At 70.1% G+C, this 14,272-nt stretch carries 11 protein-coding genes and 1 pseudogene; 9 read left to right on the top strand and 3 right to left on the bottom strand.

The features are described from left to right. Positions 1–19 precede the first annotated feature (19 nt). Positions 20–1,588: a glycosyltransferase family 39 protein gene (locus ACRAWB_RS16515; protein ID WP_431354316.1), complete on the top strand. Its 1,569-nt coding sequence runs from the start codon at positions 20–22 to the stop codon at positions 1,586–1,588. On the opposite strand, the gene ACRAWB_RS16510 is transcribed toward ACRAWB_RS16515, so the two are convergent. Then, positions 1,585–2,304, bottom strand: a complete 720-nt coding sequence (locus tag ACRAWB_RS16510) for an SOS response-associated peptidase (RefSeq protein WP_431354315.1) — start codon at positions 2,302–2,304, stop codon at positions 1,585–1,587. The two genes, ACRAWB_RS16515 and ACRAWB_RS16510, sit on opposite strands and share 4 nt — an antisense overlap. 404 nt (positions 2,305–2,708) lie before the next feature. On the opposite strand from ACRAWB_RS16510, the gene ACRAWB_RS16505 reads away from it, so the two are divergent. The 3 genes from ACRAWB_RS16505 (at position 2,709) to ACRAWB_RS16495 (ending at position 8,215) form a co-directional block, all read left to right on the top strand. Beyond that, the gene (locus ACRAWB_RS16505) at positions 2,709–4,229 is read left to right on the top strand and encodes a sugar transferase (RefSeq protein ID WP_431354314.1); all 1,521 of its coding nucleotides are present in this window, start codon (positions 2,709–2,711) and stop codon (positions 4,227–4,229) included. After that, the gene (locus ACRAWB_RS16500; protein WP_431354313.1) at positions 4,229–5,437 is read left to right on the top strand and encodes a DUF1972 domain-containing protein; all 1,209 of its coding nucleotides are present in this window, start codon (positions 4,229–4,231) and stop codon (positions 5,435–5,437) included. Before ACRAWB_RS16505 ends, ACRAWB_RS16500 begins: the two co-directional genes overlap by 1 nt. 231 nt (positions 5,438–5,668) lie before the next feature. Continuing rightward, positions 5,669–8,215 carry a right-handed parallel beta-helix repeat-containing protein gene (locus ACRAWB_RS16495; RefSeq protein WP_431354312.1) on the top strand — a complete coding sequence of 849 codons (2,547 nt, stop codon included), beginning with the start codon at positions 5,669–5,671 and terminating at the stop codon, positions 8,213–8,215. 78 nt (positions 8,216–8,293) lie between these two features. On the opposite strand, the gene ACRAWB_RS16490 is transcribed toward ACRAWB_RS16495, so the two are convergent. Continuing rightward, a complete protein-coding gene (locus tag ACRAWB_RS16490) occupies positions 8,294–8,899 on the bottom strand; it encodes a hypothetical protein (RefSeq protein ID WP_431354311.1) in 606 nt (201 codons plus the stop codon). Positions 8,900–8,983: 84 nt separating this feature from the next. Here ACRAWB_RS16490 and ACRAWB_RS16485 point away from each other — a divergent pair, with 84 nt between their 5' ends. Together ACRAWB_RS16485 and ACRAWB_RS16480 are read left to right on the top strand one after the other, a co-directional pair. Continuing rightward, positions 8,984–10,120: a glycosyltransferase gene (locus ACRAWB_RS16485; protein ID WP_431354310.1), complete on the top strand. Its 1,137-nt coding sequence runs from the start codon at positions 8,984–8,986 to the stop codon at positions 10,118–10,120. Positions 10,121–10,216: 96 nt separating this feature from the next. Further along, positions 10,217–10,459, top strand: a pseudogene (locus ACRAWB_RS16480) (Wzz/FepE/Etk N-terminal domain-containing protein); the annotation flags it as partial. 107 nt (positions 10,460–10,566) lie between these two features. Here the strand turns inward: ACRAWB_RS16480 and ACRAWB_RS16475 are convergent. Continuing rightward, positions 10,567–10,785 carry a hypothetical protein gene (locus ACRAWB_RS16475; RefSeq protein ID WP_431354309.1) on the bottom strand — a complete coding sequence of 73 codons (219 nt, stop codon included), beginning with the start codon at positions 10,783–10,785 and terminating at the stop codon, positions 10,567–10,569. 123 nt (positions 10,786–10,908) lie between these two features. Here ACRAWB_RS16475 and ACRAWB_RS16470 point away from each other — a divergent pair, with 123 nt between their 5' ends. Genes ACRAWB_RS16470 through ACRAWB_RS16460 form a run of 3 tightly spaced genes read left to right on the top strand, consistent with a single transcriptional unit; the run spans position 10,909 to position 14,227 of the window. Then, the gene (locus ACRAWB_RS16470; protein ID WP_431354308.1) at positions 10,909–11,760 is read left to right on the top strand and encodes a CpsD/CapB family tyrosine-protein kinase; all 852 of its coding nucleotides are present in this window, start codon (positions 10,909–10,911) and stop codon (positions 11,758–11,760) included. A 47-nt stretch (positions 11,761–11,807) separates the two neighbouring features. Next, positions 11,808–12,869 (top strand): glycosyltransferase family 4 protein, encoded by a 1,062-nt coding sequence (locus ACRAWB_RS16465; protein WP_431354307.1) that lies wholly within the window; start codon positions 11,808–11,810, stop codon positions 12,867–12,869. Further along, positions 12,866–14,227, top strand: coding sequence for an oligosaccharide flippase family protein (locus tag ACRAWB_RS16460; protein WP_431354306.1), 1,362 nt, complete (start codon positions 12,866–12,868; stop codon positions 14,225–14,227). Before ACRAWB_RS16465 ends, ACRAWB_RS16460 begins: the two co-directional genes overlap by 4 nt. The last annotated feature ends 45 nt before the right edge of the window (positions 14,228–14,272 follow it).

Below are 14,272 nucleotides of genomic sequence, written 5' to 3'. Positions count from 1 at the left end.
ACGCCTAAAAGCTGGTGATATGACCGTTCTCGTCGAGCCGGACATCCGGGCAGGCCAGGCGCTGCGCGCCGTACGGCCATGGACGATCGCGGTCTCGTTCGGTCTCATCGCGACCGCGTTGTGCGCGGCCTTCAGCTGGGTGCCGTCGCTCTGGGGCGACGAGGCGGCGACGCTGCTGTCCGCGAAGCGGCCGGTCGGCAGCCTGTTCGGGATGCTCTCGCACGTCGACGCCGTCCACGGCCTCTACTACCTCCTGATGCACGGCTGGATCCGCCTCGCGGGCGAGAGCCCGTTCGCCCTGCGCCTGCCGAGCGCCCTCGCGGTGGGCGCCGCGGTCGCTGCGGTCACCCTGCTCGCCGGTCGTCGCGGCGGCGCACGGGCGGCCGTCATCGCCGGGATCGTCGCGTGCGTCCTCCCCCGCCTCACGTACGCCGGCGAGGAGGCCCGCTCCTACGCCTTCACCGCGGCGGCCGCCGCGTGGCTCACGCTCCTGCTGCTCTGGCTCATCGACGGCGGCGGCCGGCGCGTCCCACCCGCGACCCGCCGCGCCGCCTGGGCGCTGTACGCCGTCGGAATGGCGGTCTCCTCGTACCTCTTCCTCTATGTGATCACGCTGCTGGTCGCACACGGGGTCGTCCTGCTGGCGACCCGCGCCTCCCGCTCGACCCTGCGGACCTGGGCGATCTGCGCCGCCGGGTGCGTCGTCTCCCTCCTTCCGCTCGCCACCGTCGCCTACCTCGAGCGCGACCAGATCGCGTACCTGAACTCGTCTCCCGACGACCCGTCCATCTGGTACTACTTCCTCTGGTTCGGGATGCCCTGGGTCGCCGTCGCCGCCTGGGCTCTCATCGCCATCGGTCTGTGGCCCGCCTGGCGCTCCTGGCGGCTGCGCGCAACACGGCTCATCCCTGCCGGCCCGCGCGCCGCGTCCACCCGGCTCGTCGCAGCGTCCTGGCTGTTCCTGCCTACGGGCCTGATGCTGCTGGTGAACCTGGCCTACCCGATGTACACCGGCCGCTACTCGACCTTCGCCGCCCCCGCGGCCGCGCTCCTGGTGACCGAGGGCATCCTGGTGCTGGGCCGGATGCTCGGGAGCGATCCGCGGAGGACCGTCGCGGCGACGGCAGGCGCGACCGTCGTCTTCGTCGCGCTGTGCGCGCCGGTCTACGTGCTGCAGCGGGGGCCGTACGCCAAGAACGACAGCGACTGGGCCGAGGTCAGCGCGGTGATGGCGGCCAACGCGGGGCCGGGGGACGCGGTCGTCTACGACCAGTCCGCCAAGCCGTCCCAGCGCCCGCGCCTCGCGATGCGCACGTACCCCGCGGGATTCGCCGGGCTGAAGGACCCGACCCTCCGAAGCCCCTACTACCGCAACGACTGGTGGGGCGACACCGCGTACTCGGTGGGGCAGGCCGCCGACCGCGGCCGGTTCGACGGAATCGAGCGCGTCTGGGTGATCGAGAATGTCGACCTCGAGACCGGACAGCAGGACGAGTGGGGGCTCGACCAGCTCCGCGCGATCGGCTTCGGCGAGACCGGACGCGTGATCGACACGCACCGGAGCGTCATCATCGAGCTGACCCGCTAGGTCAGCGCGACCGGCTCGATCAGCTGCGGCCCGTCGTCGCTGGTCTTGAACGGCCTCACCTGATCGAATCGCAGCGTCGACGCCTCGGCCACGCCAGCCCGCACCGCCTCGTCGACGAGCGCCTGGTCGCCGACGATCGAGGGGTCGATCCAGTGCTGCCACATCTCCTCGGGCAGGATCACCGGGTTGCGGTCGTGGATGTCCGCCAGGGTCTGCACCGCATCCGACGTCAGGATGGTGGCCGTCAGCACCCAGCGGTCCGGGTCGTCCTCCGCCTTGCTCTTGTCGCGCCACCACGAGTAGAGACCGGCGAAGCCCATCAGACGGTCCTCCGGGTAGCGGATGAAGAACGGCGTCTTGCTGCCCTTCGGCCCCTGCCATTCGTAGTACCCGCGGGCGAGGACGATCGCGCGGTGGGACTGGACGGGCTTACGCCAGGTGGACTTGTCGGCGATCTCCTCCGCCCGGGCGTTGAAGGTCGGGAACTTGAGCTTCAGCGTGTCCGACCACGAGGGGACGAGCGACCAGTGCGCGCGCTCGAAGCGCAGCTCGCGGGTCTTCGCCGAGTCGATGAGGACGGGGATGTCATCCGTCGGCGCGATGTTGTAGTCGGCCTCCCAGTCGGCCGTCCACTCGTCGGGTCGACGTCCTGTCGCCTCCACGAACTCGGTGATCTCGGCGTTGACCTTGTCGTCCATCGCGAACCTGCCGCACATATCGCCAGCATAGGCCTGGCCTCCGACAGCGTTCCGACACCCCTCGGTGCAAAAATGAGCATCGCTCACCCCCCAAAAGCGGGTGTCGGGAAACTGGGAAAACGATGTATTCTCACTTTTGTGAATCAGTGAGGAACAGTCACTTTACGGTACTGGAACGGCACCGATCCACACCACCCGAAATGCACACCAACCCGACCCGTAGGTGACCAGACGTGTACCCGATTCCGCCGCGCCGAGTGCTTCCCGCACTCAACCCCATCCGACCGGGGGCACTCGGCGCGCGCGGATCCACGACGGCCGCCCCACGAACGGAGCCGGCGGCGGTGAAGCCGTTCGAGACCACGGTTTCCCCCAGCCGCCGCCGGCTTCCTGGTCGACTCCGTCGGGACGGGGGCAGCGGCATGACCGTCGTCCGCCCCCGCCTCACGGCCCCGGTCGCCCCCGCCGCGCTCCCCGCGATCAGCTCCGAGCGCACCTGGGCCAAGCTCTATCGGTATCGGCTGCTCGCGACGGACACGGCGATCATCCTCGCCACGACAGTCGGCGCGATCTTCGTCCGCTTCGGCTTCGACGAGGCGTCCGCCGCGGCGTCCTCGGGCTTCCGCCTCGACTACCTCTACCTGTCGATGATCATCGCCGCGACCTGGCTTTTCACCCTGTCGATCTACCACACCCGTGATGCGCGCGTCGTCGGCGTCGGCGTCTCCGAATACCGCCGGGTCGTCTCGGCCACCGCCATCACGTTCGGGCTGCTCGCCATCCTCTTCCTCGTCACGAAGGTCGACATCGCCCGCGGCTACTTCATCGTCGCGCTCCCGGCCGGGATGGCCGGCGTGCTGTTCTCGCGCTGGCTGTGGCGCCACTGGCTGATCCGGCAGCGCACCTTCGACCACTACCTGTCTCGAGCGCTCGTCGTGGGGCGCTTCAGCGACGTCGACTACGTCGTCCGGCAGATCCACCAGAAGTCGGGAGCGGCCTACAACGTCGTGGGTGCCGCTCTCGACACCGGAAAGCGCAAGGGCGCGAAGAAGGATGCGGAGCTCAAGCGACGCATCGCGAGCCCCGAGCGCGAGGTCCCGATCGTCTCCGACCTGTCGGGGGTCGCTGACGCTGCGGCGCGGCTGGGCGCGGACACGGTGATCGTGGCCGGCCGCGCCCTCAGCTCGGGCGACTTCGTCCGGAGGCTGGCCTGGCAGCTCGAAGGGACGGCGACCGAGCTCGTGCTCGCCTCGCCGCTGACCGACGTGGCCGGCCCGCGCATCCACTTCCGCCCGGTAGAGGGCCTGCCGCTCATCCACGTGGAGATCCCGCAGTTCGAGGGCGGCAAGCACGTGCTCAAGCGGGCGTTCGACTTCTTCGCCTCCGGCCTCGCCCTGGTGCTGCTCTCTCCTCTCTTCCTCGCCGTGGCGATCGCTGTGAAGATGGACGACGGCGGCCCGGTGATCTTCGCCCAGGAGCGCGTGGGGCGGAACGGCGAGCGCTTCAAGATGTACAAGTTCCGCTCGATGGTGGTGGATGCAGAGGCGCGCCTCGCCGCGCTGCAGGCCACCAACGAGGGCCAGGGGCTGCTGTTCAAGATGAAGCACGACCCGCGGGTCACGCACGTCGGCCGCGTGCTCCGCAAGTTCTCGCTGGATGAGCTCCCCCAGCTCGTCAACGTCTTCCTCGGCGACATGAGCCTCGTCGGCCCGCGCCCGCCGCTGCCGTCCGAGGTGGAGGGGTACGAGAACCACGTCCACCGCCGCCTGTACATCAAGCCGGGCCTCACGGGCATGTGGCAGGTGAACGGCCGCTCCGACCTCTCGTGGGAGGAGAGCGTCCGGCTCGACCTCTACTACGTGGAGAACTGGTCGCTCACCGGCGACCTCGTGATCATGTGGCGCACGGTCAAGGTGCTGACGCATCCCGTGGGGGCGTACTGATGCGCGGTGGGCAGGACGACCGGCCGCTGCGCATAGCGATGATCGGCACGCGCGGTGTCCCGGCCGCGTACGGCGGCTTCGAGACCGCGGTCGACGAGATCGGTCGGCGGATGGCCGCGGACGGCGCCGAGGTGACGGTGTACTGCCGCACGAAGAAGGGCTCGCCGAGGCCGGCGGAATACGCCGGGATGAAACTCGTGCACCTGCCCGCGCTACGGTCCAAGACCCTCGAGACCCTGAGCCACACCGGCCTGTCCGTGCTGCACGCGGTGCTGCGCCGCCGGTACGACGCCGCCTTCGTGTTCAACGCCGCCAACTCCCCCTTCCTGCCCGCCCTGCGCATCGCGCGCGTGCCGGTCGCCGTGCACGTCGACGGCCTGGAGTGGAAGCGCGGCAAGTGGGGACGCGTCGGCCGCAAGTACTACCGGGTCGCCGAGTCGCTGTCGGTGCGCTGGGCGGACGCGCTGATCGCGGACGCCCAGGGGATCGCCGACTACTACACCGAGGAGTTCGGTGTGGACACGCGGCTGCTGACCTACGGGTCGAAGGCGATCGAGGCGCGGCCATCCGCCGGCCTGGCGGAGCTGGGCCTCGAACCGGGCGGCTACCACCTGGTCGTCGCCCGCTTCGAGCCGGAGAACCACGTCGATGTCATCGTCGAGGGCTACCGCCGCAGTGCCGCGAAACTCCCGCTGGTCGTGGTCGGATCGGCTCCCTACGCGGTGGAGTACTCGCAGCGGATCACCGACCTCGCGGACTCCGACGACCGGATCCGGCTGCTCGGCGGCGTCTGGGACCAGGATCTGCTCGACCAGCTCTACGCCAACGCCCTCACCTACGTCCACGGCCACTCGGTCGGCGGGACCAACCCGTCGCTCCTCCGAGCGATGGGCGCCGCCACGGCGGTGATCGCGTACGACGTCGACTTCAATCGCGAGGTCGCGGGACCGGATGCGCGCTACTTCGGCGACCCGGAAGAGGCGAAAATGCACCTCGAAGGGGCTGAGACAAGCCCCGAAACCACAAAGTCTTCTGGGAGCGCGCTGCAGGAGAGGGCGCTTGAACGGTACGATTGGGACGTTGTGGCGCGGGGGTATACAGAACTGGCGGTTCACCTCATTTCGGGGCACAGTACCGCGGGTGTCAGGGGTAGACGAGGAAGTGATAACACGCTTCCGGAGGGTGTAGCGGGAGTCGTCGAAGCCTGAGGGACACGCTGTATAACAATTCGACAACGGCGTTGCAGTGGTGAATACTTCCTACAGCGCCGCCCTCGGACCCCCTCTCCGCCAGATCCGGCTGCCACCCCTACCCGAGGCGGCGGGAAATACAACCCGCTTATGACGAGCAAAAACCCCCGCGATTTCACTTCAAACCACGGTCGGCACGCCGCCACCAGCACATCGAAAACCAAGACCAGAAGGCCCCGCGCCCGCACGGTGGCTCTCGCCACCGCGCTGACCGCTGCGCTCGCCGTCCCCGTGGGCGTCGGCGTGGCAGGCGCTGTCGCCGCACCGGCTCCGCTGGTCTCCGACTCGTTCACCCGAACGGTCGGCTCCGGTTTCGGCACCGCCACCCCGGGCGGCGCCTACACGAACACCAACGCCGCCGCGACCTCCGTCGCGTCGGGCACCGGCGTGTTCACGCTGAGGAAGCCGGGCACCGGCGCGAGCTCGGTGCTCCGCTCCGTTTCGGCGTCCGACGTGACCGCGTCGGCGAAGTTCGCTGTGCCCACCCTGCCCACGAAGGGCTCCGGCATCTATGCCGCGCTGCAGGCGCGGATCTCCGGCACCAGCCGGTACGAGGCCGTGATCCGCTTCACTCCTTCCAAGACCATGACGCTCCAGGTGCGGCGCATCGACGGATCGACCACGACCCAGATCGCGTCCCAGAAGACGATCGCGTCCGGCATCACGGCGGGAACCGCATACACGCTCGAGTTCTCGGTCACCGGCTCGTCGCCGGTCGCCCTCAAGGCTCGGGTCACCCCCGCCGGCGGCACCGCGGGCGCCTGGCAGGCGTCCGGCACGGACTCCAGCTCCAAGCGCCTGAGCTCCGGCTCGCTGGCGGTCTGGAGCTACCTCTCGCAGTCGTCCACCGCGGCGACCGTGAAGGTCGACGACTTCGTCGCCACCGGTGCAGGGGCCGTCACGACTCCGAGCGTCCCGGTTCCCACGAAGACTCCGACCGCCACGCCGACGACCACGCCGAGCACTCCCACGACGACTCCGACGCCGGCCCCGACGACTACGCCGACGACGCAGCCCACCGCGCCGTCGAGCCCGTCGACCCCCGACACCTCGCAGTCGGCGTCGAACGGCGTCTCCACGTCCGGTGCGCGTCACAGCGTCGGCTCCGCAGCGATCGGCTCGACCGGCTACGCGGTCCCGGCCGGCGCCGTGTTCGCTGCCGCCGGTGCGGCCGCGGGCGGCAACGGAACGCAGGCGAAGCCCTACGCTTCCGCCCAGGCTGCGGTGAGCGCCGCACCGACCGGCGGTACCGTCGTGCTCCGCGGCGGAACGTACCACGAGTCGGTCAGCGTGCCTTCGAGCAAGAAGCTGACCATCCAGTCCTATCCCGGTGAGGCCGTCTGGTTCGACGGCAGCCAGGCGTGGGGCGGATGGAGCGGGTCCGGCTCGACCTGGGTCTCCGGCGGCTACTCGTACGCCTTCGACAACAGCCCGTCGTTCAACGGCGGTCTGAGCGACGCAGCGCGCTACATCGACCCGGCCTACCCGATGGCGGCGACGCCCGACCAGGTCTTCATCGATGGCGTGTCGCAGCGTCAGGTGAACTCGCGGTCTGCCGTGACCGCAGGCACCTTCTACGTCGACAAGGGCGCTCATCAGCTCGTGCTCGGCTCCAACCCCAGCGGTCACTCCGTGCGTGTCAGCACGCTGCAGCAGGCCATGGTGGTCCAGAGCGTGGGCACGACCGTCCGCGGCATCGGATTCGAGCGCTACGCCACCTCGGCGAAGCAGATGGGCGCGGTCACCGCGGTCGACGGAGTCACCCTGGAGAACCTCGCCATCGTCGACAACGCGACCGTCGGTCTCTACGTGCATGCCAACGCCACGCTGCGTCACCTGACGATCGCCCGCAACGGGATGCTCGGCGCCGGCGGGAACGAGGCGTACGGGCTGAAGGCCTCGAACCTCCTCGTCGCGGACAACAACAGCGAGCACTTCAAGAAGGAGCCGGTCTCCGGCGGCTTCAAGATCACCCGCAGCCGCGGCATCTCCATCACCGACAGCGCCTTCCTTCGGAACGCGACGACGGGGCTCTGGCTGGACGAGTCGGTCTACGACGCGGCCGTGACGGGCAACGATTTCGTGTCCAACGGTGGCGATGGCGTCGAGGCGGAGCTCTCGGCCCACGTGACGATCGCGAACAACGTGTCCCGCGACAACACCGGTTTCGGCATCCGTCTCTTCGACACGTCGGACAGCGCGATCTGGAACAACACGTCCGTCCGCAACAGCCGCAATATCTCGCTCATGCAGGACGCGCGGCGTCAGACGGATCTCTCCGTTCCCGGTCATGACCCGAGGCGCCCTGCGCCGGACCCGACGCTGTCGTGGATCCTGCAGAACGTGTCGGTGTCGAACAACGTCCTGGCCGACGCGAAGGGCATCGCCCAGCTGACGGTCGAGGACCTGGCCGAGAAGCTGTCGGGTAACGACATGCGTCTCGCGATCAACGGCAACCTGTACCAGCGCACGGTCGCCGGCAAGCCGTCGATCGACATCGTGTGGATGCAGACCACCAGCGCGACGAAGGGTTACGCGACCGCCGAGGCCTTCGCCGCGGCGACCGGTCAGGACAGCGCTTCCAAGTCCGTCACCGGCAGCGGGATGCTCTCGTCCGGCCTCACGCTGACGAGCTCCGGCCTTGCGCAGGTGGCGTCGACGGCCAAGCCGCTGCCTTCGGCCGTGGCGGGTCTCATCGGCCAGCCGGCCGGCACGCTGCACCTCGGCTCCTGGTGACATCCTCGAGCTGAACACCAGAAGGCCCCTCTCCGCACCGCGGGGAGGGGCCTTCTCGTTGTCGGCGTGCGGGCCGGTTCACGCCACCGCGGCGGCCTTCCGCAGGAAGGCGGCGAGCGCTTCCGTGGCCGCGCTGACCTCTTGCAGCGTCTCGGCGTGGTGCCGAGGAGAGGCCGCGTGACCGTCGTGGATGTCGATCCCGGTGCGTCGTGACGTGAGGAGTCCACGCCGGCCGCTTCCCGGGAGCGGCACCCGGCCCCGCAGCCCATTGAGTGCCTGCACCAGGTCGGTGAGCTCCGCTGCTTCGGCCGCCGGCGCCGGCCACGCGGACGCCAGGTAGGCCGCCTCCCGCAGCGTGAACGTGCGGGAGCGCGCCGCGGGCGACAGCTGCGCGATGAACGAGCGCTGGTGCCGATCGGCGGTCAGCACGAGGTCGGCCTCGTCGAGAAGGTCGACAGTCAGCCGTCCCCGCCGGGACGCGTCGGCCACCAGCGGCTCGCCGTGGCGCGCCCTCAGCTGGTGCATCGACGTCGGGCAGATCGGCGCGCCCTCCACGGCAGTGGTTCCGGCGCTCAGCACCTGGAGAGACGAGTCGTGCTGCGGACGCAGGGCCGCGTCCAGGAGTCCGGCGGCCAGCGGCGACCGGCAGATGTTGGCCGTGCACACCAGGAGGATGACGGGCATGGGTCTCCGATCCGATCGCGTCGACGAATTCTCATTATGCTAACGGTACGAGCCGCTCCGACACCGGCTCGCTGAGGAGACCGGATGAGCCCGACGCGCGGATCCGTCCTGATCGCCCATCCCAGCGCCGAACTGTACGGCTCCGACCGCGTCATGCTCGAGACCGTCTCGGCGTTGACCGCGGACCATCGCGTGCTCGTCGTGCTGCCGCAGGACGGCCCGCTGCTGGCCGAGTGCCGTGCTCGCGGGGCGCGCGCCGAGATCGTCCCCGTCCCCGTGCTTCGCAAGAGCCTGCTGTCGCCGCGCGGCCTCCTGCGGCTGGCCGTCGAGGCGCCGGTCGCGCTCGTCCGCGCGATCCGGACCATCCTGCGCAACGGGGTCGGGACCGTCTACGTCAGCACCGTGACCGTGCCCATCTGGTTGCTCGCCGCCCGGCTCACCGGCCGCCGGACGGTGACCCACGTGCACGAGGCGGAGGGTTCGGCCGGGGCGCTGACCAAGCGCGCCCTGTCGACGCCGCTGCTGCTCGCCCACTCGATCGCGGCGAACAGCCGCTTCAGCGCGGACGTGCTGTCCGAGCCGTATCCCGGTCTCCGCGAGCGCACGCAGGTCATCCTGAACGCCGTGGACGCCCCTCCGGCTCCGACCGATCCGAGGGCGGACCTGGACGGACCCGTCCGGTTGATCTACGTGGGCCGCCTGTCGGAGCGCAAAGGCGTGGATGTGGCCGTCGAGGCGGTCGGGCTGCTCGCCCGCCGCGGCGTTGCCGCGACGCTGGAGGTCGTCGGCGACGTGTTCCCGGGCTACGAGTGGTTCCGCGAGCAGCTGCTGAACCAGGTGGAGCAGGCCGAGATCGCCGACCGCGTCCACTTCGCCGGCTTCCGTCCCTCGGTGTGGGACGAGCTGGCGGCCGCCGACATCGCGATCGTCCCCTCCCGGGCGGACGAGCCGTTCGGTAACACCGCGGTCGAGGCCGTGCTGAGCCGACGTCCGCTGATCGTGTCGGACACGTCCGGCCTCCGTGAGGCGGCAGCGGGCTACGCGTCGGCGCAGTTCGTGCAGCCGGGAGACGCCGCAGCGATCGCCGACGCGGTCGAGCGGATGGCCGCCGACTGGCCGGCGCTCCGCGAGGCGGCGATCGATGCGAGCCGGGAAGCCGCCGAGCGGCATTCGCGAGGCGCCTATGACGCTGCTGTGACGGCGCTGATCGACGCCAGCTGACCTCTCGTGACCCCCGGTCGGGGTGTAACCTGAGCTTTACTCACTGATGGTAGGTGGCCTAGCTTTTAACGTACCCGACCGAGAGGACCACCGACCGTGGACCTACACCAATACCTCAGCGCCATTCGCAAGCGCTGGATCACCATCGTCGCTCTCATCCTCGCCGGGGGCGCGCTGGGATTCGTGGTCGCGTCCCAGACGACGCCGATCTACCGCTCGACCTCGAGCGTCTTCATCTCCACGAATCAAGGTGACAGCACGACCGAACTGCTGCAGGGCGGGACCTTCGCCCAGAACGTCGTGCAGTCGTATACCGCCCTCGTTCCGACGGCGAGCGTGCTGCAGCCCGCCATGGAGGACCTCGGATACTCCGGCACGCTGCAAAGCTTCGCCGCGAAGATCACCGCGGAGTCGCCGGTGAACACCGTCATCATCGACATCTCGGCTCAGGACCCGAACCCCCAGCAGGCGCAGCGGATCGCCTCGGCGGTCACGGGCTCGCTCGGGAAGGCCATCGCCGGCATCGCGCCGAAGGACAAGGACGGCAAGGCCACGGTGACGTCTTCGGTGATCGCGGCCGCCACGCTGCCGAGCACGCCAATCTCCCCGAATCGCACGCTCGACGTGCTGATCGGCGTGGCGATCGGCCTAATCGCGGGGCTCACCTACGCGATCCTGCGCGAACTGCTGGACACCCGCATCCGTTCGGGTGAAGACGTGCAGCGCATCGCCGAGATCCCCATCCTGGGCCGCATCCCGCGCGGACGCCGCCGCGCCGACCCCTCGCGGTGCTCGCCGCGCCCGGCTCCGCCGAGGCGGAGGCCTACCGCGGGCTGGTCTCCAACCTCGAGTTCGCTGACCTGGACAAACCCATGCGCGTGGTCGTCGTCACCTCCCCGTCCGTCGACGACGGAAAGAGCACGGTCGCGATCAACCTGGCACTGGCCATGGCCGAGCGGGAACAGCGCGTGCTGCTCGTCGACGCCGACCTGCGCCGACCCTCCATCGCCAGCTACTGCCAGATCGAGGGCTCGGTCGGGCTCACGACGGTGCTGGTCGGCCGGTCCACTTTGGAGGATGCCGTCCAGGAGTGGGGTGTGCCGAACCTGGACGTACTCGCCGCGGGGACGATGCCGCCGAACCCGAGCCAGTTGCTCAGCTCGGCCGCCTTCGCCGACCTCGTCGCCACGATGCGCGAGCACTACGACTTCGTCGTGTTCGACTCCGTGCCGCTGCTGGCCGTCACCGACACCCTCCCGCTCGCGCGACTCACCGACGGCACCCTGGTCACCGTCCGCCACAACGGCACCACCCGCCACGACCTGCGGCTCGCCATCGAGTCCCTGCAGGGCGTCAACGCGCCCATCCAGGGCGCGGTGCTGAACTTCATGCCGCCGGCCGCGCGCAACCCGTACCACGGCTACGTCGCGTCGGCAGCCCCGGCCCGTCGCGCACCGGCGCCGTCGCGGCGCGTGGCGCCCCCGATCGTGCCGGGCGCGGCCGAGCCTGCGCCGGATGAGGCGTTCGTCGGCGAGCCCGAAAGCCCTCGCGACCGCGCCTCCTCCGGAGCCATCACCTCGCTGTTCGACCGGAAGCGCAACGAGGCCCGACAGAATGCGGTCGCCTCCGGACGCGAGTGACGATGGGCCCACGGCGACTGCGGCACCGATCGGTGCGCCTCTACGACATGGTCCGCACCGCGCACCTGGAGCGGGCCCACGAATTCTCCCCGGCCAGCATCGTGTACCGAGACACGCGCTACGACTACGACCCCGGACTCGAACGGGGTCTCGACATCGTCCGAGCCGGCAACCTCGGCGCAGCGTTTCTGCTGGCGCGCTCCCACGTCGACACTCTGGAGGTCAACGAGCCGCTGATGATCTCCGCGTCCGTGAGGTCTGCCCTTGCCATCGCGGCGGTCCGGATCGGAGGCTCGCTCCGGCGCCGGCGCACGCGTGTCGTCTCGTATGCCATCGAGAACCTGTTCCCGCCTCCAGCCGCCTCGATCAAAGGACGGATCGGTCGGCGGCTCCGGCTCCTCCTCGCACGCTTCGTGTACGCGAACCTCGACCGGCTGGCCTTCGGCACCGACGCGTCCCGCGAGCTGTACCGGCGGACGTACGGAGCGGGCCGCGCGGCCACGGCGACCATCCCCGCCCTGCCCGCGGCCGCCCACCCGGCGAACGCCGGTGTCCGGACGCCGTCCGTGGTCTTCCTCGGCGCTTTCGACGAGCGCAAGGGGCTGCCCCTGCTGCTCGACGCGTGGCCGCTGGTCCGGGAACGCCGGCCACAGGCCGGCCTGTTGCTCATCGGCAAGGGCCCTCTGGAGTCGCGCGCCCGGGCCTCCGCCGATGCCGACCCGTCCATCGACCTCCTCGTGGACCCCCCGCGCGACGCGATCTGGGATGCGCTGGCCACCTCGAAGGTCCTGGTGCTGCCCTCGCAGCGCCGGCCGCGCTGGCGTGAGCAGGTCGGCCTCCCCATCGTCGAGGGCCTGGCGGCGGGATGCGTCGTGGTGACGACCTCCGAGACGGGGCTCGCCGACTGGCTCACCGACGAGGGCCACTACGTCATCCCGGCCGACGCCGACGCCGCGACGCTGGCGGCGGCCGTTGCCGACGCGCTCGGCGACGGGCGCACGCCCGGGGACCTGCTGGCGGCGCTCCCCGCCACCGACGGCCGTCGCGCCGCCGACGACTGGCTGTTCGGCCGCCGCACCGCCCCGCACGAAAGCGTGGCGACGGCATGAGCGCCAAGAGGGGCGCGCTGCGCGCCGTCTCGTCGACCGCCCTCATCAAGGTGCTCGTCATGGGCGCGTCCGGCATCCTCGGCATCTTCACCAGCCGATTGATCATCAGCCACTTCGGAACCGACGCGTACGCCCAGTACGGGCTCCTCTCCACGCTGTCGACGCTGCTGCCGTTCGCCGACCTCGGGATGGCCGCGGTCGTCATCAACGCGATCGCCGGCTCCGGGGACCCGAAGCACGATCCGTACGTCCGCCGCGCGGTGACGACGGCGTTCCGCATCCTGATCGGGGCGGGCACGGTGATCCTCCTCGTGGCGCTCGGCATAACGCTGCTCGGCTGGTGGCCCACTCTGCTCGGCGCGGGCCTGACACCCGGGGCCGGCGACCTGGCCGCGTTCCTCTGCCTCGGCATCTTCGGGCTCGCCCTGCCGTTGACCGTCGGGCAGCGGATCCTCGTCGGGCTGGAGAGGACGACGCTGCAGGTCGCGACCCAGTTCGTGGTCGCGCCGTTCATGTTCCTCGCGGTGGGCGCAGTGGCGCTGTTCGCGCTGCCGTCGGGCGACTACCTCGCTGTGTTCTCGTACATCGCGGCCGCCCTGGTCTCGGTGCTGTGCCTGTCCTTCGCGAGCCGTCTGCTCAAGCCGCAGGTCGGCCACGCGATCCGCGACATCCCGCGGGTGCGGAGCGTCCGCAACGTCGCCGCCTTCGGCCTGGCCTGGCCGATGCTCGCGCAGATGCTGGCGCTGCCGATCGCGATGCAGACCGACCGCCTGCTGCTCAGCCATCTCACCACGGGGACCGAACTCGCCCAGTACAACCTCGCGACGCAGCTGTTCGGGCTCATCCTCCAGACGATCGCCGCGGCGGGCGTCGCGCTCTGGCCGGTCTTCGCGCGAGCCAGATCGGCCGAGCGGGTGGAGACGCCGTGGCGCGCGACCCTCGCCTTCGCCGGCGGCGGCCTCGCGACCGCGCTGGTGCTGGCCGCGCTACTGCCCTGGGTGGCCGGATTCGTCTCCGACGGCAAGCTGCAGCTCGACGGCTGGCTGGTCGGCGGCTACATCGCGTTCGTCGTCGTACAGGCTGCGAAGTACCCGATCGGGATGTACATGACGGACCAGCGCGGGCTCACCTTCCAGGTGCTCCCGATCGTCATCATGGTGCCCATCAACCTCGGCATCTCCTGGTGGCTCACGCTTGCGCTCGGTGCCGGCGGCCCGATCATCGGCTCGGCCGTAGCGGTGCTGCTCTGCCAGGTCATCCCGAACCTCTGGTACGTCCGCCGCGACCTGGCGCGTCGCCGGGCTCTCGCGCGGGAGGCGGAGGCGCAGGAGCCGACGTTGACCCCTATGGGGGACTAGGGCGGCGCCGACGGTACATGAGATAATCTCATCATCAGCCGAAAG

Source organism: Leifsonia poae, assembly GCF_050632865.1.
Classification (GTDB): domain Bacteria; phylum Actinomycetota; class Actinomycetes; order Actinomycetales; family Microbacteriaceae; genus Leifsonia; species Leifsonia poae_B.
This window is presented reverse-complemented; position numbering and strand designations above follow the sequence as displayed.

What these genes read in the sequence shown, in the direction of transcription:
- ACRAWB_RS16490 (WP_431354311.1), bottom strand. Translation starts at nt 8,899, where the DNA reads ATGCCCGTCATCCTCCTGGTGTGCACGGCCAACATCTGCCGGTCGCCG.
- ACRAWB_RS16465 (WP_431354307.1), top strand. Translation starts at nt 11,808, where the DNA reads ATGGTCCGCACCGCGCACCTGGAGCGGGCCCACGAATTCTCCCCGGCC.
- ACRAWB_RS16510 (WP_431354315.1), bottom strand. Translation starts at nt 2,304, where the DNA reads ATGTGCGGCAGGTTCGCGATGGACGACAAGGTCAACGCCGAGATCACC.
- ACRAWB_RS16500 (WP_431354313.1), top strand. Translation starts at nt 4,229, where the DNA reads ATGCGCGGTGGGCAGGACGACCGGCCGCTGCGCATAGCGATGATCGGC.
- ACRAWB_RS16485 (WP_431354310.1), top strand. Translation starts at nt 8,984, where the DNA reads ATGAGCCCGACGCGCGGATCCGTCCTGATCGCCCATCCCAGCGCCGAA.
- ACRAWB_RS16460 (WP_431354306.1), top strand. Translation starts at nt 12,866, where the DNA reads ATGAGCGCCAAGAGGGGCGCGCTGCGCGCCGTCTCGTCGACCGCCCTC.
- ACRAWB_RS16515 (WP_431354316.1), top strand. Translation starts at nt 20, where the DNA reads ATGACCGTTCTCGTCGAGCCGGACATCCGGGCAGGCCAGGCGCTGCGC.
- ACRAWB_RS16505 (WP_431354314.1), top strand. Translation starts at nt 2,709, where the DNA reads ATGACCGTCGTCCGCCCCCGCCTCACGGCCCCGGTCGCCCCCGCCGCG.